This is a genomic window from Nocardia sp. NPDC003269 (assembly GCF_042888005.1).
Taxonomy (GTDB): domain Bacteria; phylum Actinomycetota; class Actinomycetes; order Mycobacteriales; family Mycobacteriaceae; genus Nocardia.
In genome coordinates, this window is the sequence record NZ_JBIAPA010000002.1 from 1627657 (window position 1) to 1649305 (window position 21649).

The following is a 21649-nucleotide window of genomic DNA, read 5'->3' on the forward strand; positions in this document are numbered from 1 at the left end:
GGCGGTGGTTCAGCGCACGCGGACGGGGAGTTCGAGGAGGCCGCGGATGAGGGTGCTGGTCTGCCAGTGGCCGGTGTTCGCGGCATCGGCCAAGCGCAGGTCGGGGAAACGGCGCAGCAGGGCGGTGTAGGCGATCTCGGCTTCGAGGCGGGCCAGGGGCGCGCCGACGCAGAAGTGGATGCCGTGGCCGAAGGCCAGGTGGCCGGTGGGTTGGCCGTCGACGGCGAGGGTGTCGGCGTCGGCGAAGCGGGCGGGGTCGCGGTTGGCGGCGGCCAGTGCCACGTAGACGAGTTCACCGGCCGGAATCTCGGTGCTGCCCAAGGTGATCGGTTCGGCGGTGTAGCGGACGGTGGCCATGTCGACCGGGCCGTCGAAGCGCAGGAACTCCTCGATCGCGGCGGGCACCCCCGCCGGGTCGGCGCACAGGGCCCGCCACTGCTCGGGGCGGCGCAGCAGTGCGTTGACGCCGTTGCCGATGAGGTTGACGGTGGTCTCGTGTCCGGCGACCAGCAGCAGGAACGCCATCGACACCAGTTCGCGATCGGTGAGGCGGTCGCCGTCGTCGTCGGCCAGGACCAGCTGCGAGAGCAGGTCGTCGGCAGGGTCGGTCTGCTTGGCGCGCACCAGGTTCGCCAGGTAGGCGACCATCGCCGCCGAGGCCGCCGGGCGTTCGTCGTCCTCGCCTTCGCCTGCGACGGTGACCAGCGCCCTGGTCCAGGTCTGGAAGTCGTCGCGGTCGGCGTAGGGGACACCGAGCAGCTCGCAGATCACCGTGACCGGCAGCGGATTGGCGAACTCGTCCATCAGATCGACCTGGTCGCGCTCGGCCATCGCGTCCAGCAGCGAGGCGGTGATCTGCTCGATCCGCGGCCGTAGCGCGGCGACCCGCTTGGCGGTGAACGCCTTGTTGACCAGTTTGCGCAGCCGGGTGTGCGCGGGCGGATCGGTGCTCAGCATGTGGCTCAGCAGCGCGACCACATTCGGATCACTCGGGGTCGATCCGCGCTTGGCGTGCACGATCGTGTCGATCCGGGCGATGTCCTTGCGCAACCGCGGATCGGCCAGGGCCACCCGGGCCTCGGCGTAGCCGATCACCACCCAGCGCACGACGTCGTCGGGGAAGCGGACCCGATGGACCGGGCCGTCGGCGCGCCAGCGCCGGTAGTACGCGTGCGGGTCGGCGAAGAAGTCGGCCTCGATGGACTCGACGCGGGCGGCAGCGGTGGTGTCGGCCATCTGCCCGACGGTACGCGCGGCCGGGCGACGGCGCATCGGCCGCGCGTGATCCCGATCAGCCGATCGGAGCTCGAAATGGAATGTCGTGTGGCAAGACGGAATTCACCGGGCGCTGATCGAATGGCGGAGGAATCGTCCGCAGGGAGGAAAACCATGACCACCACCGAAATCGACGCGACCGCCGAACGGCGGGTCGCCGAATTGACCGCGGTATTCGAGCGCGGGCTGCAGGAGAAACTGGGCGTCGGCGATTCGCTGGGAATTCGGCTGGAGAGCGCGTCGAAGGGCCGTACCCGGTACTACCTGGACCCGAATCCGGCGACCATCAACGCGATGTTCACGGTGCACGGCGGCGTGCTGGCCACGCTGATGGACACCGCCATGGGCAGCGCGGTGTTCACCGAACTCGGTGACGGCGTCGCCTACACCACGCTCGAGCTGAAGGTGAACTTCATCCGCGCGGTGACCCTCGACGGCAGCAGGCTCACCTGCGACGCCACCGCCGTGCACGTCGGCAGGCGCACCGCGACCGCCGAAGGCCGCATCACCGACGCGGCGGGCAAGCTGATCGCCCACGGCACCACCACGATTCTGGTGCTGGCCCAGGGCAACTGAGCCGACGACACCGGCCCCCGCTCCGTGGCAATCGGGAGCGGGGGCCGGTGTCGTCGCGGGTCAGGCGAGGGTGCGGCAGCCCTCGACGAACGCGATGAGCTCGTCGACCGGTTCGGTGCGGGCGTCGACCGCGCGGTCGATCACCTTCACCAGGTGTTCGTAGGCGGCGGTGTGGTCGTAGTCGGCGACATCGGCGATCCGCAGCGCCCACCGCCAGTAGCCGCGCAGCGTATCCGACAGCGGCATCCGGAAATTCGCGACGACATCGCGGATCGGCGCCACCACCGCGTCGCCGTCGTGGCGTAGATACCGGGTCACCACGTCGGCCATGAAGCTGAAATGCCGCGCCTCGTCGCGCGCCAAGCGGGTCAGCACCGCGGCCAGCACCGGGTCGGTGACCACGTCGCGCAGCTGCTGGTAGTACATCTGCGTCGCCTTCTCCTGCACCAGGGCGTAGGCGAAGAACTGGACCGGATGGTCGTAGGGCAGATCGAACGGCTTGTGGCCCTCGATCGCCAGGTCCGACCGCAGGGTGTCGCGGTCGGCGATGCCCGCCGCCTGCTGGTAGCGGGCCAGCGCCCTGGCGTGGGTGTCCTCCTCGAGCGCCCAGCGCACCGTGAAGTGGTACAGCTCCCGATTGTGTTCGAAGGTCGGCAGATCCACGGTGTCGTCGACCGGGAAGTGCCGGTGATAGACGTCGAAGTAGCCGGGCAGGTGGTCCTCGATCAGGGTGACGAACTGGACCGCGGAGCGCTGTCCCTCGGTGAGCCTGCCCGCGTCGGCGGCGGCCCAGTCGAAGGCGGTCTCCACATCCCAGGCCCGGGTCGCCGGGGAGGCGGCCAGAAAGCCGTCCACCGCGGCGACCAGGTCCCGCACGGGCAACAGCCCCGGTGTGGTGCTCATGTCCTACCTGGCATTCCGGCAGACCAGCGCGTAGTGCTTGGTGGTGTAACCCCAGCCCGCGTTGGCGATCTCGAGATAGTGGCGCAGCTTGGCGGCCAGGCCGGGGCCGTGCGCGTCGATGCGCTCGGCGGCGGCGTCGACATTGCCGATCCAGTCCTCGATGGTGCGCCGGTACTGGTCGGTCAGATCGTCGACCGAGATCACCGAGAAGCCGGCGTTCTCGGCGGCGGCGATCAGCTCCGACAGCGGCCGCAGCTCGCCGAAGCCGAAGATGTCCTCGCGGACGAAGCCGGTGCCGTCGCGATCGTCGAAAGCGCTGCGGGTGGCGGTGTTACGGAAGCAGCTCTCCGACACATACAGCGTGCCGCCGCGCCGCAGCACGCCCCGCGCCCGGCGGAACACCTCGTCGGGGTCGGGCATGTGCACGATGGATCCCAGCAGCGTCACGGCGTCGAAGCCGCGCGCGGGCAGGTCCAGCTGTTCGAAGTGCCCGACCCGGGTGCTCACCAGATCGGCGACGCCGCGCGCCGCCGCCTGCTCGGCGATGTAGTCGTGCTGACGCGGCGCCGGGCTGATCCCGAGCGTCCGGCAGCCCAGCTCGCTCGCCATGTACAGGATCAGCGAACCCCAGCCGCAACCCACATCGAGCAGCTGCTCACCGCCGCGCAGCCCGAGCCGCTCGGCGACGAAACGCAACTTGTTGCGCTGCGCCAGTTCCAGTGTGTCGCTGTCGGATGCGTAGAGCGCCGAGCTGTACTTGCGCAGCGGATCGAGGAACTGCCCAAAGATGTCGGGGTCGAGATCGTAGTGCTGATTGGTATCGGCGACGACAGTCATGCGGACGCCTCGGCCACCGACCGCTCGACGACCGCGGTCACCTCGGCCAGGGTCGACATCCCGAAGACGTCGGCGTCCTCGAGCTCGATGTCGAAGGTGCGCTCGATGCGGGCGATCATCCGCAGCACCCGCACCGAGTCCACGCCCGCCATGGCGCGCAGGTCGGCGTCGGGGGTGAGGTCGGCGGCGCTCAGGCCGGTCTCGGCGATCGCGATCTCGGTGACCGTGCGCAGGATGGTGTCGGCAGAGGTGGTGGTCATGGCCGGGCTCCGTTCGGGGAGAGGGTGTTCGACGTGGACAGGGCGTGGTCGAGCAGGGTGACTTCGTCGTCGTCGAGGGTGAGCTGGTCGCGGACGGCGTGCAGGTCGAACGGCTGGTAGGTGGCCGTCGACGTCGCGCACACCGCGTCGTTCGCGTCGAGGATCTCGGCGTGCGCGGGGATCGGCCCGGCGGCCCGCTCGGGTGGCAGCGTCGCCACACAGCGGTATTCGCGGTCGATCAGCAGGGGCGTGAGGAAACGGGTGCGCTGGGAGACGGTGAAGGCGGGGACGTGGCGGGCCAGCACGATCAGATTGCCCATCACCTCGTCGCACACGACGCCGATCAGGCCGCCGTGCACCACCCCGGGATAGGACTCGAACGCGCGCCCGAGCCGGAACGTGGCCACCAGCGCGCCGTCCGCGCGCGGGACGAAGGTCAGGCGCAACCCGGTCGCGTTGTGCGGGGAACAGCCGAAGCAGTGGTAGTCGGGGATCACCGACCACGGCACCTCGACCGCGCCGGGCCGCTCGCCGCCGGTCATCAGGCGATGGCGTCGGCGAGGGCGCGGCGCACCTTCGCGTTGCTGGACAGGTCGAGGCCGGTGATGCCGGCGAAGGTGCGGCGCACCTTGTCGTGCAGCACCTCCAGTTCGCCCTCGGCGGCGACCTGTTCGAGGAACAGCTCGAAACCGGTGTCGATGGTCTCGTGGTCGCCGAGCTCGGCGATCCCCGCCTTGAAGGTGCTCACCGGGTGCTTGATCTTGGCCTCGGAGCTGTAGACGTAGAGCGTCTCTAGCACCGAGGGCAGCTCTTCGGGCCGCTTCTTCAGCCGCTCGGTGGTGTAGTGGATGAACTCGCGCGCGTGCCCGGCCTCGTCGCGACTGGCGTTGAGCAGCAACGTCTTCAGCACCGGCTCGGCCACCCAGCTCGACACCGCGCGGTACACGTGGTTGACGGTGAGCTCGGAGATGATGTTGGTGGCCAGCGTCGCCGAGGGCGTGCTGCCCGGCGCGTACGGCTCACGCATCGCGTCGACCGCGCGGTCCTCGACGTCCTCGCCGATGGCGCCCAGCCAGGAGCGGAAGGCGTAGTGGTGCTGCACTTCCTGGTAGCCCCACACCACCGCGAAGGTGGAGAAGTCGTAGTCGTCGACGAACTCGTTCAGGAAACCGTGCACGGCCGCGATGACGTTGGACTCGCCCATCGCCGCGCTCTTGGCGAGGGTGATGTACTCCGGGCGGACCAGGGTCGGGTCGACGGCGGCCAGGTCGAGGTCGCTCAGTTTCCAGTGCAGACGTTCGTAGTGGCGGAAGATGTCGAAGCTGTGCACTAGGCACTCCCATTCGATCGCAGGGGTGAGCGGCGCGGCGTCATCGGCGGCCGATCAGGTCGCGGGCGGCCAGCCGCTGGAGCTTGCCGCTGCTGGTCCGGGGGATGCTGCGCGGCGCGACGAGATGCACCTGCACGGCGGAGAGCCCGAGCTGGGCGGTGACGGCGGCGGCGATGGCCGTGGCGAGCGCGTCGGCCTCGGCGCCGGTGCGTTCGGTCTCGGCGATCAGGGCGATCACGTCGTCACCGTCGGGGTCGACGGCCGCGGTGCAGCGGCCCTTGTGGATGCCGTCGAGATCGCGCACCGCGGCCTCGACGTCCTGGGCGTAGTAGTTCACGCCGCGCACGGTGATCATGTCCTTGCAGCGTCCGGTGACGAACAGTTCGCCGTCGCGGCGGTAGCCGAGATCGCCGGTGCGCAACCAGCCGTCGGTGAAGCGGTCGGCGACCGCGTCGGGGTCGACGGTGAGGTAGCCGCCGGTGACCGGCGCGCCCTGGATCAGGATCTCGCCGACCCGGCCGTCGGGCAGGTCGGCGCCGGTGCCGAGATCGACGATCCGGATCGCGATCCCCGCGACCGCGGAGCCGACCGAGGCCACCGCCCGCGCGCCGTCCTCGGTGCGCGAGACCGGTGCGGCGACAGCGGCATCGGCGAGCCGGGCGCGGTCGACCCACTCGAAGCGCGGTGCGCGCAGCAGCGGCGGGAAGGCGACGGCGAGGGTGGCCTCGGCCATGCCGTACACCCCGAACATCGTCGACGGCGCGAAGCCGGCGGGCGCGAACCGCTCGCAGAACGCGGTGACCACCGATTCCGCGATCGGTTCGGCGCCGTTGAACGCGATCCGCCAGTGGCTCAGGTCGTAGTCGGCGACCTGCTCGGGGGCGATGGCGCCGAGCAGTGCCTCGTAGCCGAAGTTCGGCATGGCGGTGATCGTGGTTCCGGTCGCCGCGAACTCGCTCAGCCAGCGCGCCGGGTCCTTCACGAACGCCAGCGGCGACCAGACGTGGGCGGGAATACCGCGCAGCACCGCCGACAAGGTGCCGAACAGGCCCATGTCGTGGAACAGCGGCAGCCAGAAGCCACCCTGGTCGGCGAGGCCGAGGTCGATGCCGGTGCGGATCGCGGCCAGCCCGCTCACCACATTGGCGTGGGTGAGCCGCACGCCCTTGGGCAGCGCGGTACTGCCGGAGGTGAACTGCACGATCGCCAGGTCGTCGGGGCCGTGGTCGGGCAGCGCGTCCGGGTCGGCGAGGACGTCGGTGACCAGGTCGGTGGTGTCGACGAACTCGACGCCGATGTCGCCGATCAGCGGGATCATCGAGGCGAACCGCGGCGACACCAGCACGGTGCGCATCCCGGCGGCCGCGGTGATCGCCGCGAGCTTGGCCGGGTAGGCGGCCGTGGCGCGGGCGCCGGCGGGCAGCGGCAGCGGCGTGGCCGCCCCACCCGCCGCGGCGATGCCGAAGAGCGAGACCAGGAATTCCGGGGCGTTGGGGCACAGCACGCCGACCGGCTCGCCGTGCCCGATCCCGCGCCGGACCAGTGCCGTCGCCGCGGTCTGCGCGCGCAGCGACAGCTCGGCGTAGTCGACCCGTTCCGACACCGACCAGAATGTCGCGGGCACCCGCGGATGCGCGGCGGCGACGCCGGCCAGCAGCGTGGTGAGCGTTTCGCCCGAACGCGAGGAATTCATGCCGGAAACGACAACAGTGCCATATGAAATCGCGTTGAACGAATACCGAAATACGCGCGCCGATAATCACCGTCGATCGGCCAATTGCGCTGCCCGATAAAGATATTCGGCTATCGCCCGATCGGAGCAGGCAATAGCGCACGAATTCACGGCGCCCCGGCGGTGACGATGAGCGGCGAAATCCCCGCATCACAGACGCCGTAGGAGCTGCCGGTGACTTCCGATCATGTCGCGGTCGACGACCCGACCCCGGTGCAGATCGCGGTGCTGGAGAGCGTCGCCCCGCACTGCCGTGACAACCCGTATCGCAGTTATACGACGCTGCGGGCCGCGGGTCCGTTCGTCCCCGGTCCGCACGAGGTCCACTTCGTGCCCCGGCACGCGGAGGCCCAGGCCATCCTGAGCGACCCGCGCTGGAGTCACGCGGAGGAGCCGCAGCTGCTGCACGGTGACAGCGAGGTGGAACTGCCCGGCTCCTTCCTGTGGATGGAGCCGCCGGACCACACCCGGCTGCGCGGCCTGGTCGGCAAGGCGTTCACCGCGCGCACCGTGGCGGGGCTGCACGAGCGGGCCGAGCGCCTGGTCGACGGACTGCTGACCGCGATGCTGGCCGAGGGCGAGACCGACGCCCTGGAAGCGCTGGCCTACCCGGTGCCGTTGACGCTGATCTGCGAATTGCTCGGTGTCCCCGCCGAATCGCACGCCCACATCCGCGAGATCTCCGCGCACATCGCCCGCGGCCTCGACCCGGACACCCTGCTCAGCCCGGCCGAACTGGCCGCCCGCACCTCCGCCGTGCACGCGTTCACCGACTTCTTCGGCGACCTGATCGCCCAGCGCCGCCGCGACCCGCGCGACGACCTGATCACCGCCCTCGTGCAGGCCGAGGACGCCGGGGTGCGGCTGACCCGCACCGAACTGATCGGCACCCTGCTGATCCTCGTGGTGGCCGGGCACGAGACCACCGTGAACCTGATCGGCAACGGCCTGCTCGCCCTGATCCGCCACCCCGACCAGTTCCAGCGGCTGCGCGCGGACCCGGCGCTGTGCGGGCCCGCGGTCGACGAGGTCCTGCGCTACGACCCGCCCGTGCACCTGACCACCCGGACCGCGCGGCACGAGATCGAGCTCGCCGGAAGGACTTTCGCGCCCGGTGACGCGGTGATCGTGCTGATCGGGTCGGCGGCGCGCGATCCCGAGGCCTTCCCGGACGCCGACCGGTTCGATGTCGGCCGCTACCGGCCCGGTCAGCGGCCCGAGCGTCATCTCTCGTTCGGTCTCGGGCTGCACTACTGCCTCGGCGCGCCGCTGGCCCGCCTGGAGATGCAGGCCGTGCTGCGCGCCGTGTCCACCCGGGTCGAGCGGATGCGTCTGCTGGCCGAACCGCCGTACCGCCCGAACGTGGTCGTGCGCGGCATGTCCGAACTGCGAATCAGCCTGGAGGGCCGATGAGTACCGCTGTCCCCGCCGACCTCACCTTCGACGCGTTCGCCCCCGAGCACCGCGCCGATCCGTACTCCGCCTACCACCGCGTGCGGGAGGCGACCCCGCTGTTCCCCTTCGCCCTCGGCGATGTCCCGCTGACGCTGGTGACCCGCTACGAGGAATGCGCCGAGGTGCTCACCGGCACCGACTGGGGCCACGGCTACGCGGCCGGGATCAGCCCGTTCCGCGACACCGCCGCCGCCATCCCCGGCTCGTTCGTCCGGATGGACCCGCCCGAGCACGGCCGCTACCGCAAGCTCGTGGCGAAGGCGTTCACCCCCGCGACGATCGGCGAGCTGGCACCGCTGGCGGGCCGCGTGGTCGACGGGCTGGTCGACGCCGCGCTCGACCGCGGTGAGCTCGACGTGCTCGACGATCTGGCGGTGCCGCTGGCCGTGGCCATGGTCGCGGTGCGCCTGCTCGGCGCCGACGCCGCCGACGGACCCAGCTTCCGCGCCTGGCAGCTGGCGATCGCGCGGGGCAGCGACCCCGACGCGCTGCTCGGCCCCGACGACATCAGCGCCCGCACCGACGCCGCGATCGCCTGCATGGGGCACTTCGCGCGGCTCATCGCCGAGAAGAAGCAGCAGCCGGGCCCCGACCTGCTCAGCGAACTGGTCACGGCGAGCCAGGACGGCGGTTTCCCCACCGAGCCCGAGGTGATCGGGATGTCGCTGCTGCTGCTCGTCGCGGGCATGGAGACCTCGATCAACCTGATCGGCAACGGCCTGCTCGCCCTGCTGCGCCACCCCGGCCAGCTGGCGCTGCTGCGCGCGCACCCCGAGCTGATCGGTCCCGCGATCGACGAGATGCTGCGCTACGACGCGCCGACCCAGTTCACGATCCGGGTCGCGCTCGACGACACCGAGGTGGGCGGGCACACCTTCCGCCGCGGCGACGGTGTCGTCGTGCTCACCGGCTCGGCCAACCGCGACGAGCGGGTCTACCGCGACGCCGACACCTTCGACATCACCCGGTTCACCGGAAACCGGCCGCCGCGCAAGCACCTCGGCTTCAGCCTGGGCATCCACTACTGTGTCGGCGCGCCGCTGGCCCGGCTCGAGGCCGAAGCCGCGATCCTCACCCTGCTGGACCGCGCGCCCGAGCTGGCCCTGGCCGACGCGCCGATCGTGTACCGCCCCAGCCTGATCCACCGCGGCATCCTGCACCTCCCGGTGACGCTGTGACCGCGCGCCGCGGGCACGCGATCGTCATCGGCGCCGGGGTCGCCGGGCTCCTGGCGGCGCGTGTGCTGGCCGACACCTACGAGCGGGTCACCCTGGTCGAACGCGACGAGCTGGACGCGAAAGCGACCGTGCGCCGCGGTGTTCCGCAGGCCTGGCACCTGCACGGGCTGCTCGACCGCGGCCGGCGCGTCATGGAGGAGCTCTACCCCGGCTTCACCGAACAGGCGGTCTCGGACGGCGCGACCGTCGCCGAGGTGCTGGTCGGCACCCGGTGGTATGTCGGCGGTGCCCGGCTCGCGGCGGGCTCGACCGGACTCACCTCGGTGATCGCGACCCGCTCCCTGCTCGAGACCGTGCTGCGCAGGCGGACACTGCGGCTGCGCGGCATCGAACTGCTGACCCGTACCACGGTGCAGGGCCTGGTCGGCGATGCCCGGCGGGTGCGCGCGGTGACCGTCCTCGGACCGGCGGGGGAGCAGACCCTGGCCGCGGACCTGGTCGTCGACGCGGGCGGTCGCGGATCGCGGATCACGCAGTGGCTCACCGCGATCGGTGCCGAGACGCCCGAGGAGGAACGGCTCGACGTCGACCTCGGCTACGCGTCGCGCTTCTTCCGGCACCGGCCCGGTCAGCTCGGCGGACAGGCCTCGGTCATCGTCTCGACCGGCGCCAACGGGCGCGGCGGCGGCGCGGTCCGGGTGGAGGGCGATCGGTGGCACGTCACCCTGGCCGGGATGCTCGGTGACCACCCGCCCGTCGACGACGCGGGGTTCCGTGAGTACGCGGCCTCGCTGTCGGCCCCCGACATCCACACCATCGTCCTCGGCTCCGAGCCGCTCGGCGAGGCGGTGCCCTACCGGTTCCGGACCGCCGTGCGACGCCGCTTCGACCGCCAGAGCGCCCCGCCCGACGGGTTGCTCGTGCTCGGCGACGCGCTGTGCGCCTTCAATCCCCTCTACGCCCAGGGCATGACGGTCGCCGCGCTGCAGGCCGAGGCGCTGCGCGAGTGCCTCGCCGCCGGTGAGGCCGACCTGCCCGCGCGGTACTACGCGGCCGCCGCTGGTTCGGTCGAGGTGGCCTGGCAGCTGGCCGCCGGCTCGGATCTGCGGCATCCCGGCGTCGAGGGCAGGCGCACGGTCCGGACCCGGCTCACCAATGTCTTCGTCAGCCGGGTGCAGCACGTCGCGCACCACGATCCGCGCGTGGCCAGGACCTTCCTGCGGGTCGCCCACCTGGTCGACCCGCCCGCCGCGCTCACCGCGCCGGGCACGCTGCGCCGCATCCTCCTTCCCTGACCACCCACCGGAGAACCAGGAGACCCACCCATGACCTCCACGACTTCCCCGATCGACGCCCAGGCGGTCCAGACCGCGCTGGTCCAGCTGTTCGGGCCGGACGGCCGTGCCGATCCGTACGCCCCCGCCCGCGTCCTGCGGGAGGCGGGCCCCCTCCACCAGACCCCGCTCGGCCACCACGTGCTGACCCGCTACGAGGACTGCGCGGCCGTGCTGTCCACCACCGCGTGGAGCCACGCCGAGGAAGCGGCGATGATGCACCCGACGGTGTCGCCGGAGAACGCCGCCGAGGAATTGCCCACCTCGTTCCTGTGGATGGAGCCGCCGGACCACACCCGCCTGCGCAACCTGGTCACCAAGGGCTTCACCCCGCGCATGGTGACCCGGCTGCGGCCGCGGATCGAGCAGCTGTGCGAGCAGCTCGTCGACGACGCCCTGGCCGCGGGCGAATTCGACCTCGTCGAGAAGATCGCCTACCCGCTGCCGCTGGTCATCGCCTGCGAGCTGATCGGGGTGCCCGAGGAGGCCTACGACCAGGTGCACCGGTGGTCGCAGGATCTGGCGCGCGGCTTCGACCACGACTACACGCTGCCCGAGGAATGCCTGACCGCCCGCAGCGCCGCTTCGCGCGGGTTCATGGGCTATTTCCGGGAGCTGCTCAACGAGCGCCGCGCCGACCCGCGCGACGACCTGCTCAGCGTGCTGTCGCAGGTCGAGGACCGCGGTGACGTGCTCACCGAGCAGGAGCTGCTGGCCACCTGCATCACCACCTTCGTCGCCGGGCACGAGACCACCGCCAATCTGATCGGTACCGGCATGCTGCGCCTGCTGCGCAACCCCGATCAGATCCAGCTGCTGCGTGACCGGCCCGAACTGCTGCCCGTCGCCCCCGACGAACTGCTGCGCCTCGACCCGTCGGTGCAGATCACCACGCGCGCCGCGACCCGCCCGATCACCGTCGCGGGCCACGAGTTCGAGCAGGGCGAAGGCGTGGTGGTGCTGATCAATTCGGCCAACCACGATCCGGCCGCCTACGCTGACCCCGACCGGGTCGACATGACCCGCTTCTCCGACCCGATGAACCCGGCCAAGAAGCATCTCGGGTTCAGCCTGGGCATCCACTACTGCCTCGGTGCCCCGCTGGCGCTGCTCGAGATGGAGATCCTGCTCGACGTGCTGCTGCGCAAGGTCCGGACGCTCGAATTGCGGTCGGAGAACCCGCCGTTCAAGCCGAACGTCGTCATCCGCGGTCTGGAATCGCTGACGGTCGCGGTCACCCCGGCCTGATCCACCGCCCGGTCACCGCCCCGCCGGTCCGTCCGGCGGGGCGGTGATCCGTCAGGGCTGTGCCGTCGGGATGTCCAGTGCCGCGAGGAAAGCCGTCGCCGCCGGGCTGCGACCGGTCCGGTTCCACACGACGTACTCGACGCGGGACGGCGCGTCGGTGACCTCGACGACGCACACGCCGGTGAGCTGCGGGGCGTGCGCGGCGGGCATCATCGCCACGCACAGATCCGCGCCGACCAGGCGCGCGATGTAGTCCGCGGTGGTCACCTCGAAGGCGACGTCGCGGGTCAGGCCCGCCGCCGCGAACGCCAGATCCGATTGGTTCCGGCCCGCCGTGCCCGCGGGCAGGTCGACGAACACCTCGGTCGCGAGCCTGCGCAGGTCGACGGCCGGTCCGCCGGCGAGCGGGTGCCCCGGCGCGACCACCGCGACCAGCTTGCCGCGCGCGAGTTCGTGGACCGCGACCCCGCGCGGCCTGCTCGTGGTCGGCAGGCCGAGGAAGGCGATGTCGAGGACGCCCTGCTCGACCTGCGCGGCCAGATCCTCGCTGGCGCCGACCCGCAGGCTGATCCGCACGTGCGGGTACGCGGCCCGGAACTCGCCCAGCGCGGCGGGCAGGTCGACCGCGGCGACGGTCGGGATCAGCCCCACCGCGAGCCTGCCCCGCACCTCGCCGACCGCCGCCGCCACCTCGGCCGCCGCCCGCTCGGCGGCGTCGAGACACTGGCGGGCCGCGGGCAGGAAGGCCGCGCCCGCCTGGGTCAGCCGGACCCGGCGGCTGGTCCGTTCGAACAGCTTGGCGCCCACTTCGCGCTCCAGCCGGGCGATCTGGTGGCTCAGCGCCGATTGCACGACCAGGCACTGCTCGGCGGCCCGGGTGAAGCTGTTGGTCTCGGCCACGGCGAGGACGTAGCGCAGTTGCTGGAGCTCCATGCAGCTATCGTGAATCACGATCGGTGCGGTGACAAACATGTATTGGATTCATTGATCGTCGCGCGGTTCGATGGAGTCCGTGAAAGATTCGGTGGCTCAGCGGAATTCCGGCGGCCTCGGGACGGGACGGGTGTCGCGCACCGCGATCACCGCGCTCGCGCCCGCGGCCTGGGGCACGACCTATGTGGTGACCACCGAACTCCTGCCGCCCGGTCACCCACTCTTCGCCGGGGTGCTGCGGGCCCTGCCCGCCGGGCTGATCGCGCTCGCGCTCACCCGGACCCTGCCGCACGGCGCGTGGTGGGCGAAGGTCGCGGTGCTCGGGGTGCTCCTCATCGGGGTGCCGTTCCCGCTGCTGTTCCTGGCCGCCGAGCACCTGCCCGGTGGCGTCGCGGCGACCCTGGCGGCGGCGCAACCGCTGCTCGTCGCGGTGCTGGCGCTGCCGGTACTGGGGGAGCGACCGTCGGTGCGGCGGCTGGGGTGGGGGGTGCTCGGGGTCGCCGGGGTGGGGCTGGTGGTGCTCGGACCGCAGGCGGCGCTGGACGTCGCCGGGGTCGCGGCCGGATTGGCGAGCGCGGCCGCGATGGCGCTGGGGCTCACGCTGGCCACGCGCTGGGGCAGGCCACCCGGCGTCGGCCCCACCGCCTTCGCCGGGTGGCAGCTCACGGCGGGCGGACTGATCCTGCTCCCGGTGACAGCCCTGGTCGAAGGCGCCCCACCCGCGATCGACGGGCCCGCGGCCCTCGGCTACCTGTGGCTGGGCCTGTGCGGCGGACTGCTTGCCTACGCCGTGTGGTTCCGTGGCCTGGGCACGCTGCCGGTCACCTCGGTCGCGGTCCTGCTGCTGCTCTCGCCGTTGGTCGCGGCCGTTCTCGGGGCCGTCCTGCTCGGCCAGTGGCTGGGCCCGATCCAGCTCGTCGGCTTCGGTCTCGCGCTGGCCGCCATCGTGGCGGGTCAGCTCCCCGACAAGCCGACCCCGACCGTGAAACATCCTTCGCCCGAGAACAATTCGTCGCCGGTGTGCGGGTCGGTGACGAGCGGATGAGCCGAACCGCTGCCTCGGCCGCAGCACCGGCGTGGTCCTCGCCGGGGTCGCATCGTGGTGTGGCGGCTCGTGATTGTTGTCAGGGCACGGCCGGGGCGTCGACGTCGGTGAGGAACCGGCGGAGGTGATCGGTGACCAGATCCGGTTGTTCGAGGGAGCTGGAGTGGCCGCAGGCGGGGAGGACGTGGTGATAGGCGTGCGGGATCAGGGCGGCGATGCGGTCGGAGCAGGCGGGTGGGGTGGCGGTGTCGTCGGCGCCGACCAGGATCAGGGTGGGGGTGGTGATCGAGGGGAGTTCGGGGGCGATCGCGGGGCGGGCGGTGACGCCGTGGACGGCTGCGCGGAGGGCGACGCGATGGGTGGCGGCCAGGCGGCGCGACCATTCGCGGACGGTGGCCTGTCCGGTGGGGGAGGCGAGGAAGGCGGGGCCGAACAGGTGCGGGGCGACGCGGCCGAGGACGGGGCGGTGGCCGAACCAGCGCAGGGCCCAGGCCAGGCGGTGGTATTCGGCGATCTTCGTGGGATCTTCGGCGTCGGCGCTGGTGTCGAGCAGGGTGAGCGAGCGCAGGAGATCGGGGTGGCGGGCGGCGAGGCGGAGGCCGACGAACCCGCCCATGGACAGGCCGACCCAGTGCACCGGGCCGGTGTCGAGGGCGCCGAGCAGGCCGACGGCGTCGGCGGTGAGGGTGTCCATGTCGTAGCCGCCGGCGGTGGGCGGCGTGCTGCCCTGGCCGCGCCAGTCGAGGGTGACGCAGCGGTAGTCGCGTTGCAGCGCTTCCAGCTGGGCGCGGAACATCCAGCCGCCGAAAAGCAATCCGTGGCCGAAGACGACCGTGGGCGCGCCGGGCCTGCCTGCCGGGGTGCCGGTGTCGGTGTAGGCGAGGGAAACACCGTCGACGTCGACCAGGGGCATCGGGATCACGGCCTCTCGGTCATGGTGTGGCGACGCGCACGTTGCGCATCGTGACCAGCGCTGTCGCGCACAGGGTTTCGCCGGTGTCCTCGACGGAGAACACCTCGGCCGCGGCGATCGTGAGCAGCGCCCCGGGCTTGATCACCCGGCCGCGCGCGATCACCGTCGCGCCCTTGGCCGGGGCGAGGATCTTCACCGTGTAGTCGACGGTCATATTGATCCAGCCGACCGGCAGCAGCGTGCCCGCCGCCGACCCCGCCGCGAAATCGGCGAGCGAGCCGAGCACGCCACCCTGGAAATAGCCGTCGTGCTGGGTGAGTTCGCGACGGTGCGGCTGCACGATCTCCACTTCGCCGGGTTCGATCCGCCCGAAATGGAAACCCAGGTGGGCGGCGGCGGGCATGGACAGCACCGCGGCGGGGACCAGCTGGGCGAAATCGGGGTTCGGGGCCTGGGTCGTCATCGGGTCGGGCTCCTCTGCTCGGGGGTGTGCGGCCACGCCTCGAATCCCGCTGCCGCGTACCGCGCACGGGCCGCCGTGCGCATGATCTTGCCACTGCTCGTCTTGGCCAGCTGGTCCGGCAGCGTCAGCACCAGATCGCCGACGGCGAGTTCGTGCTCCCGGATCACCGCAGCGCGGATCGCCCCGATGACCTCGGCGGGATCGGCGTCGAGCCGGTCGCGGCGCAGCTCCTGCACGACCACCAGCCGCTCGCCCGCGGCACCGGGGTAGGCGAAGGCCGCCGATCCGCCGTGCCGCAGCGCGGGGTGCGCGGACTGCACGGTGTCCTCGATGTCGTGCGGATAGTGGTTGCGGCCCCGGATGATCACCATGTCCTTGGTCCGGCCGACGACGTACAGTTCGCCGTCCACCATCAGCCCGACATCGCCGGTGCGCAGCCAGCCGGTGCGCGGATCGTCGGCGGCGCGCGCCCGCAACAGCTCCTCGGTCGCCTCGGGTCGCTGCCAATAGCCCTGCGCCACATGGTCACCGGCCACCCAGATCTCCCCGGTCCGGCCGGCCGGGCACGGTCGCAGCGTGGTGGTGTCGACGATGCGGACGCGTTCCCCGGGCAGGACCCGGCCGGAACTGACCAGCGTGCGCGCCTTGCCCGGCCGGGCGGGCTGGTAGCGGCCCGCGCCGAGCGCCTCGGTGTCCACGGTCAGCGTGCGCGGGCCGCGGCCCTTGTCGCTGCCGCTGACCAGCAGGGTCGCCTCGGCCAGGCCGTAGCACGGGTAGAGCGAGGTGGCCCGGAAGCCGTGCGGGGCGAAGGTCTCGGCGAAGCGGGCCAGCGTGGTCGGCCGGATCGGTTCGGCGCCGTTGAACGCGACCTGCCAGCTGGTGAGATCGAGCTCGGGCAGCGGCTCGGCCGCCGCCCTGGCGACGCACGCGTCGAAGGCGAAGTTCGGGCCGCCGCTGGAATGCGCGCGGTACTCGCTGATCGCCGTCAGCCACAGCAGTGGCCTGCGGACGAAGGCGGCAGGCGACATCAGCACGCTGGTCGCGCCCACCCAGAGTGGTTGCAGCACATTGCCGATCAGCCCCTGGTCGTGGAACAGCGGCGCCCAGCCGACCACCGTCGATCCGCTGTCGTGCCCGAAGGCGTGCTTGATCATCTCCTGGTTGGCGGCCAGATTGCGGTGCGAGACCATGACGCCCTTGGGCGCCGAGGTGGAGCCGGAGGTGTACTGCAGGAACGCCACCGCACCGGGCTCGATCGGCTCGGCGGGGAACTCGGCGCGCGCCATGGTGTCGACGGTCAGCCAGTACGCCTGCGGCAGCAGCGGGGTCAGCGCGGTGCGCAGCGGCTCGAGCGCTCCGGTGACGGTGAGGACGGCGGCGGGCGCGCAGTCCCGCACGATGGAGCCGGTCGCGTGCTGGACGTGCGCGCGGCGCGGCGGATTCACCGGGACCGCGATCACCCGCGCGTACAGGCAGCCGAAATAGGCGGCGAGGAAGTCGAGTCCGGGCGGGAAGACCAGCAGAGCCCGCTCGCCCGGCGCGCACGCCGCGCGCAGCCGGGCGGCGACCGTCATGGCCCTGGCGTGCAACTCGGCGTAGGTGAGGTGGTCGGCCTCGGCGCCGGTGTCGTCGAGGAAGCGGTAGGCGACGCGGTCCGGGGTGGCGTGCGCGCGCTCGCGCAGGACCTCGGGCAGCAGGGGCGTGCTCATCCGCGCGCTCCGAACGACACGGGCAGGCTGTCGAGTCCGCGGAGCAGGAAACTGTGTTCCTGCCAGGCGAAGTCGCCCTCCGGTGCGGACAGGCGCGGGTGCCTGCGCAGCAGCGCGTCCAGGGCGATCCTGGTCTGGAGCTCGGCGAGTGCGCCGCCGAGGCAGCCGTGCATGCCGTGCCCGAAGGCCAGGTGATCGCCGGGCGTGCGGGTGATGTCGAATTCGTCGGGGCGCGGGAAGATCTCGGGGTCCCGGTTCGCCGCGCCCAGGCACACCAGGACGTGATCGCCGGCGCGGATCGTCTCCCCGCCGATCGCCACGTCCCGGGTCGCCAGCCGCTTGGTCAGCTGCAACGGCGCGTCGTAGCGCAGCGCCTCCGCGACCGCGGCGCCCAGCCGGTCGGGCGACCGGCGCACCATCGCGGCCTGGTCGGGGTGGCGCAGCAGGGCCAGGGTGGCGGTGCCGATGAGCGACTTGGTGGTCTCGGTGCCCGCGACGAAACACATGATGCAGACGAAGATCAGCTCCTCGTCGGTCAGGTGGTCACCGTTGGCGGTGCGCGCCGCGAGCAAGCGGCTGATCAGGTCGTCACCGGGCGCGGCGCGACGTTCGGCGAGCACCTCGGCCAGCGCGTCGGCGAACAACTCGACGACCGTGCGCACCCGGGTCAGGTCCTCGGCTTTCATCAGACCGGGCTCGAGCAGAAAGCGGATGTCGTGCGTCCAGCCACCCACCCAGGCGTGCAGGGCGGGCGGCAACGCCATCCACTCGCACAGCACCGCGACCGGGAGCGGTCCGGCCAGCCCGGCGATCACGTCGGCCCCGCCCGCGGCGACCGCCGGGCGCAGCAGCCGGTCGGCGATCCCGGCCACCAGGGGTTCCAGGGTCGCGACGGTGCGCGCGGTGAACACCTTGTTCACCAGGCCGCGCAGCCGGGCGTGCTCGGGATTGTCGGTGAACACCAGGGAGGTCCGGCCGAGCCGTTCGATCCGCGCGACCTCCGGCTGACCGAGCCTGCGGGCCTGCTCGGTCACCAGCCGGGGGATCAGGCCCGCGCTGAACGACTTGTCGTGCAGGACGGTGCGCGCGTCGGCGTGGCGGGTCAGCACCCACATCCCGAGCGTCTTGTGCACCGGCCGCGCTTCCCGCAGCGCCCGGTACACCGGATACGGATCGCGCCGGAACTCGGTGCTGAACGGGTTGAACCGGATCGCCGGGCGGGCCGCGGACAGTGTCATCCTCGGCTCCGGCGCTGGAAGAAGGTGTCGGGGTAGGGACGGGCGACGATGCGCAGCAGGCCCAGCTTGCCCATCCGGAAGCCCAGCGCCGACAGCTTCAGATACCGCTCGTACCGGGCGACCGTCTCGGCGCCGACCAGCGCGACGGCCTCGGCCCGGTGCTCGCGCAGGCGCCGTGCCCACTGCTCGCAGGTCCAGGCGTAGTCGAGCCGATCGTCGGTGAGGGTGGCGATCTCGAAGATCCCGTCGGCGGCCGCGGTGATCTCGGCGAGGGTCGGCAGGTCGGCGTCGGGGAAGATCTCCTGCTGCATGAACGTGCTGGCCTGCTCGCGGCGCATGTTGCCGTAGGCGATCGTCTGTAGCGACAGGGTGCCGTCGGCGGTGAGCCAGTCCCGGCAGCGGGTGAAGAACTCCCGGTACACCGCGATCTTCGCGGCGGGCGTGTCGTCGGGGCGCGCGAAATGCTCGAACGCGCCGATCGAGATGATGCCGTCGAAGGTCGACTCCGGCCGGTAGTGCACCCAGCTCTCGGTGCGCACCTCGACACCGGGCAGGGCCAGCGACCGGACGTGCTCGGCCTGTTCGTCGCTGAGTGTCAGCCCGACCAGCCGGGGAACACCGTGGGTGCGGCTGCCGCGCGCGAGGACCGCGCCCCAGCCGCAGCCGATGTCGAGCACCGACTCCGCCTGGTCGGCGCCGACCGCGCTCAGGTGGTGGTGGAGCTTACGGTCCTGCGCGGATTCGAGCGTGTCGCCGGGGGATTCGGGCATCGCGCACGAGTAACTGAGCGACTCGTCGAGCCACAGGCGGTAGAAGGCGTTGCCGATGTCGTAGTGGTGCCGGATGGCCGCGGCCGCCGCGTCGGCGCGCGCGGCGTCGGCCACCTCGGTCACGGGCGGCCCGCGTTCGCGGTCAGCTGCTCGTGCAGGTGGCCGGCGACCGCGTCCAGGGTCGGGTTCTCGTAGAGGTCGTCGGGCGACAGGTCCACGCCGAACTTCTCCTCCACCTCGATGAGCAGGGCGACCGCCAGCGCGGAATCGACACCGAGCCGGTCGAAGTCGGCGAGCGGGTCGATGGTGGCGGCCGGGACCTCGAGCAGCTGCGCGAGATACTCCTGGCACCACGTGACGATGGCTTCTCTACTGGTGTCCACGACGGCTCCTCATGCGCGTTTGGCGGCCAGGCGGTCCGCAGTCGGGATCTTCAGATCCCAGGCCAGACCGAAGGTTTCGAGCGTCCAGATCAGCCAGTAGCCGGGATCGAGCCGGTACCAGTGCAATCCGAACGAGGGTGACTCGGGGAAGGCGTGATGATTGTTGTGCCAGGACTCGCCGAGGGTGATCAGCGCGAACACCCCGCCGTTGCGGCTGTTCTCCCTGGACCGGTACGGCCGGGTGCCGACCATGTGCAGGATCGAGTTGATCGCCCAGACGATGTGCTCGAGCAGGAAGATCCGCACGAAACCGCCCCACAGCAGACCGCTGACGGCACCGGTCCAGCTCAGCGTGAGCAGTCCACCCAGCACGGTGGGTAGCAGCAGGCCCAGCCCCACCCACCAGTAGTAGAGCCGTGCCACCCGCACCAGCGACCGGTCCTTGATCAGGTCGGGCGCGTAGTGGACGATGTTCGGGTACTCGTGGCGGCGCATCCACAGGAAGTGCGAGTGCGCCAGCCCGCGCAGCACGCCACGCAGGCCGTCACCGGAGAGGTTGGGGGAGTGCGGATCTCCCTCGCGGTCGCTGTACTCGTGGTGGCGCCGGTGCAGCGCGACCCACGACACCACCGGACCCTGACCGGCCATCGATCCGAACACCGCCAGCACGGCCGCGACCGTGGGCGTGGTGCGGAAGGTGCGGTGGGTGAACAGGCGGTGATAGCCGACGGTGATGCCGAGTCCGGTCAGCAGCCACATCCCGAACAGCAGCGCGAGTTCCATGCCGCCGAACGGGCGCACGAACAGGAAGCCGAGCGCGGCAACGGTGCCCACGATCGGCGCGACATCGAAGAGCAGGAAGTGCCTGCGCTGCAAGCGATGGATGTAGGGGTTGCTGATCGTCTTCTTCCGCGGCGAGGTGTCTTCTCGCGTCATAGTCGGACCGTAACAACGGGCGAAGCCCACGGGCTGGTGGCGCCGTGGGCTTCGATCGTGGGATCGGACTTGCGGATAGCGGGGTCAGCGGGCGCCCGCGCGCAGCACCACCTTGCCGTTGCGGCCGGGGGTCTCGGACTCGACCGCCGCCTCGCCCGCCCGGTCGAGCGGGAACTCGGCCTGCACGTCCAGCCGCAGGGTGCCCGCGGCGGCCAAGCCGACGAGTTCGGTGATCAGGCGAACGTAGTCGGCGCGATCGATCTCGCTGCCGCGCTGCTGGCCCCAGAAGCCTTTCACCACGGCCTGTTTGAAGATGACCGCGCCGGTGTCGATGATCAGCGGCTGACCCGACAGCGCGCCGAAGGAGATCAGCTCACCGCGCGGTGCCAGCAGCGACATCAGTGCGCCCGCGGCCGGTCCGCTGACCTGGTCCACCGCCCGCACGATCGGTTCGCCGTTGGTGACCTCGGCCGCGCGGGCCGCCCAGCCCTCGGTCTCGGTGTCGATCACCGGGCCGTAGCCGAACTGCTCCAGCGCCCGCACCGAGTCCGGTCCGCGCACCAGGCTGAGCACCCGCACGCCGCGCTGCTGGGCGAACAGGTTGAGCAGGCGGCCGACCGCGCCGTTGGCGGCGTTGACGGTGATCCACTGGCCGGGTTGCACGTGCAGATCGTCGAGCAGCATCAGCGCGCTCAGCGGCATGGCCAGCAGCTGGCAGGCGGTCTCGTCGGGGACCTCGGGCGGGATCGGGACGACCTGGTCGGCCCGGACGACGACGAAATCGGCCCAGGCCGCGCGAGCACCCGCGACGGCGACCCGCGTGCCCACCGCCACCCCACCCGCGCCGGGACCCACCGCGTCGACGACGCCGACCGCCTCGGTGCCGGGGATCGCGGGCAGCGGCGGCCGGTAGCCGTAGACACCGCGGATGATGGCCAGGTCGTGGTTGTGGATCGGGGACAGCGTCATCGCGATCCGCGCCTCGCCCGGTCCCGGCTCCGGTGGCGGTACCTCCTGCGCGGTGAGCACGTCCTTCGGGTCGCCGAACCGGTCGATCACAACTGCCTGCATGTCCGCCTCCGTGGTGGTTGCGAGTCCCTGCACGAGCCTGGTCGTGTCCCATTGTGGCAC

General features: G+C 71.6%; 22 protein-coding genes. 6 read left to right on the plus strand and 16 right to left on the minus strand.

What is annotated here, in order from left to right; translation table 11 throughout:
- Window positions 1–9 precede the first annotated feature (9 nt).
- Window positions 10–1236: a cytochrome P450 gene (locus ACFYWJ_RS17910; protein WP_355275780.1), complete on the minus strand. Its 1227-nt coding sequence runs from the start codon at window positions 1234–1236 to the stop codon at window positions 10–12.
- Window positions 1237–1389: 153 nt separating this feature from the next.
- Here ACFYWJ_RS17910 and ACFYWJ_RS17915 point away from each other — a divergent pair, with 153 nt between their 5' ends.
- Window positions 1390–1851 (plus strand): PaaI family thioesterase, encoded by a 462-nt coding sequence (locus ACFYWJ_RS17915; RefSeq protein ID WP_355275778.1) that lies wholly within the window; start codon window positions 1390–1392, stop codon window positions 1849–1851.
- 60 nt (window positions 1852–1911) lie between these two features.
- Here the strand turns inward: ACFYWJ_RS17915 and ACFYWJ_RS17920 are convergent, their stop codons facing one another.
- The 6 genes from ACFYWJ_RS17920 to ACFYWJ_RS17945 are packed head-to-tail and all read right to left on the minus strand — an operon-like array spanning window position 1912 to window position 6874.
- On the minus strand, window positions 1912–2754 hold the full coding sequence (locus ACFYWJ_RS17920) for an acyl-ACP desaturase (RefSeq protein ID WP_355275776.1): 843 nt from the start codon (window positions 2752–2754) through the stop codon (window positions 1912–1914).
- A gap of 3 nt (window positions 2755–2757) precedes the next feature.
- Window positions 2758–3591, minus strand: coding sequence for a class I SAM-dependent methyltransferase (locus tag ACFYWJ_RS17925; protein ID WP_355275774.1), 834 nt, complete (start codon window positions 3589–3591; stop codon window positions 2758–2760).
- Window positions 3588–3851 (minus strand): acyl carrier protein, encoded by a 264-nt coding sequence (locus tag ACFYWJ_RS17930; protein WP_355275772.1) that lies wholly within the window; start codon window positions 3849–3851, stop codon window positions 3588–3590. Before ACFYWJ_RS17930 ends, ACFYWJ_RS17925 begins: the two co-directional genes overlap by 4 nt.
- Entirely contained in the window at window positions 3848–4393 is a 546-nt protein-coding gene (locus ACFYWJ_RS17935; RefSeq protein ID WP_355275770.1) for a PaaI family thioesterase, read from the minus strand. Before ACFYWJ_RS17935 ends, ACFYWJ_RS17930 begins: the two co-directional genes overlap by 4 nt.
- Window positions 4393–5181, minus strand: coding sequence for a ferritin-like domain-containing protein (locus ACFYWJ_RS17940; RefSeq protein ID WP_355275769.1), 789 nt, complete (start codon window positions 5179–5181; stop codon window positions 4393–4395). The genes ACFYWJ_RS17935 and ACFYWJ_RS17940 overlap by 1 nt, the downstream gene beginning before the upstream one ends.
- Window positions 5182–5221: 40 nt before the next feature.
- Window positions 5222–6874, minus strand: coding sequence for an AMP-binding protein (locus ACFYWJ_RS17945; protein WP_355275767.1), 1653 nt, complete (start codon window positions 6872–6874; stop codon window positions 5222–5224).
- 213 nt (window positions 6875–7087) lie between these two features.
- Between ACFYWJ_RS17945 and ACFYWJ_RS17950 the strand changes: the two genes are divergently transcribed.
- Genes ACFYWJ_RS17950 through ACFYWJ_RS17965 form a run of 4 tightly spaced genes read left to right on the plus strand, consistent with a single transcriptional unit; the run spans window position 7088 to window position 12128 of the window.
- Window positions 7088–8326: a cytochrome P450 gene (locus tag ACFYWJ_RS17950; protein ID WP_355275765.1), complete on the plus strand. Its 1239-nt coding sequence runs from the start codon at window positions 7088–7090 to the stop codon at window positions 8324–8326.
- Window positions 8323–9546, plus strand: a complete 1224-nt coding sequence (locus ACFYWJ_RS17955) for a cytochrome P450 (RefSeq protein ID WP_355275763.1) — start codon at window positions 8323–8325, stop codon at window positions 9544–9546. The genes ACFYWJ_RS17950 and ACFYWJ_RS17955 overlap by 4 nt, the downstream gene beginning before the upstream one ends.
- A complete protein-coding gene (locus ACFYWJ_RS17960) occupies window positions 9543–10841 on the plus strand; it encodes an FAD-dependent monooxygenase (protein ID WP_355275761.1) in 1299 nt (432 codons plus the stop codon). Before ACFYWJ_RS17955 ends, ACFYWJ_RS17960 begins: the two co-directional genes overlap by 4 nt.
- Before the next feature lie 30 nt (window positions 10842–10871).
- Window positions 10872–12128 carry a cytochrome P450 gene (locus ACFYWJ_RS17965; RefSeq protein ID WP_355275759.1) on the plus strand — a complete coding sequence of 419 codons (1257 nt, stop codon included), beginning with the start codon at window positions 10872–10874 and terminating at the stop codon, window positions 12126–12128.
- 51 nt (window positions 12129–12179) lie between these two features.
- On the opposite strand, the gene ACFYWJ_RS17970 is transcribed toward ACFYWJ_RS17965, so the two are convergent.
- Window positions 12180–13061: a LysR family transcriptional regulator gene (locus ACFYWJ_RS17970; protein WP_355275758.1), complete on the minus strand. Its 882-nt coding sequence runs from the start codon at window positions 13059–13061 to the stop codon at window positions 12180–12182.
- 79 nt (window positions 13062–13140) lie between these two features.
- Here ACFYWJ_RS17970 and ACFYWJ_RS17975 point away from each other — a divergent pair, with 79 nt between their 5' ends.
- Window positions 13141–14106 (plus strand): EamA family transporter, encoded by a 966-nt coding sequence (locus ACFYWJ_RS17975; protein ID WP_355275756.1) that lies wholly within the window; start codon window positions 13141–13143, stop codon window positions 14104–14106.
- A 79-nt stretch (window positions 14107–14185) separates the two neighbouring features.
- Here ACFYWJ_RS17975 and ACFYWJ_RS17980 read toward each other — a convergent pair whose 3' ends face one another.
- The 8 genes from ACFYWJ_RS17980 to ACFYWJ_RS18015 all read right to left on the minus strand — a co-directional run bounded on the left by ACFYWJ_RS17980 (window position 14186) and on the right by ACFYWJ_RS18015 (window position 21589).
- Window positions 14186–15019, minus strand: coding sequence for an alpha/beta fold hydrolase (locus ACFYWJ_RS17980; RefSeq protein ID WP_355276006.1), 834 nt, complete (start codon window positions 15017–15019; stop codon window positions 14186–14188).
- Between the two features lie 19 nt (window positions 15020–15038).
- A complete protein-coding gene (locus ACFYWJ_RS17985; protein WP_355275754.1) occupies window positions 15039–15482 on the minus strand; it encodes a PaaI family thioesterase in 444 nt (147 codons plus the stop codon).
- The gene (locus ACFYWJ_RS17990) at window positions 15479–17191 is read right to left on the minus strand and encodes a fatty acyl-AMP ligase (RefSeq protein WP_355275752.1); all 1713 of its coding nucleotides are present in this window, start codon (window positions 17189–17191) and stop codon (window positions 15479–15481) included. The genes ACFYWJ_RS17985 and ACFYWJ_RS17990 overlap by 4 nt, the downstream gene beginning before the upstream one ends.
- Complete coding sequence (locus ACFYWJ_RS17995; RefSeq protein ID WP_355275751.1) at window positions 17188–18429, minus strand: cytochrome P450; 1242 nt, start codon at window positions 18427–18429, stop codon at window positions 17188–17190. Before ACFYWJ_RS17995 ends, ACFYWJ_RS17990 begins: the two co-directional genes overlap by 4 nt.
- Window positions 18426–19322: a class I SAM-dependent methyltransferase gene (locus tag ACFYWJ_RS18000; RefSeq protein WP_355275749.1), complete on the minus strand. Its 897-nt coding sequence runs from the start codon at window positions 19320–19322 to the stop codon at window positions 18426–18428. The genes ACFYWJ_RS17995 and ACFYWJ_RS18000 overlap by 4 nt, the downstream gene beginning before the upstream one ends.
- Window positions 19319–19582, minus strand: a complete 264-nt coding sequence (locus ACFYWJ_RS18005) for an acyl carrier protein (RefSeq protein WP_355275747.1) — start codon at window positions 19580–19582, stop codon at window positions 19319–19321. The genes ACFYWJ_RS18000 and ACFYWJ_RS18005 overlap by 4 nt, the downstream gene beginning before the upstream one ends.
- A gap of 9 nt (window positions 19583–19591) precedes the next feature.
- Window positions 19592–20518, minus strand: coding sequence for an acyl-CoA desaturase (locus ACFYWJ_RS18010; RefSeq protein WP_355275745.1), 927 nt, complete (start codon window positions 20516–20518; stop codon window positions 19592–19594).
- A gap of 84 nt (window positions 20519–20602) precedes the next feature.
- Window positions 20603–21589, minus strand: coding sequence for an alcohol dehydrogenase catalytic domain-containing protein (locus ACFYWJ_RS18015; RefSeq protein WP_355275743.1), 987 nt, complete (start codon window positions 21587–21589; stop codon window positions 20603–20605).
- Between the last annotated feature and the right edge of the window lie 60 nt (window positions 21590–21649).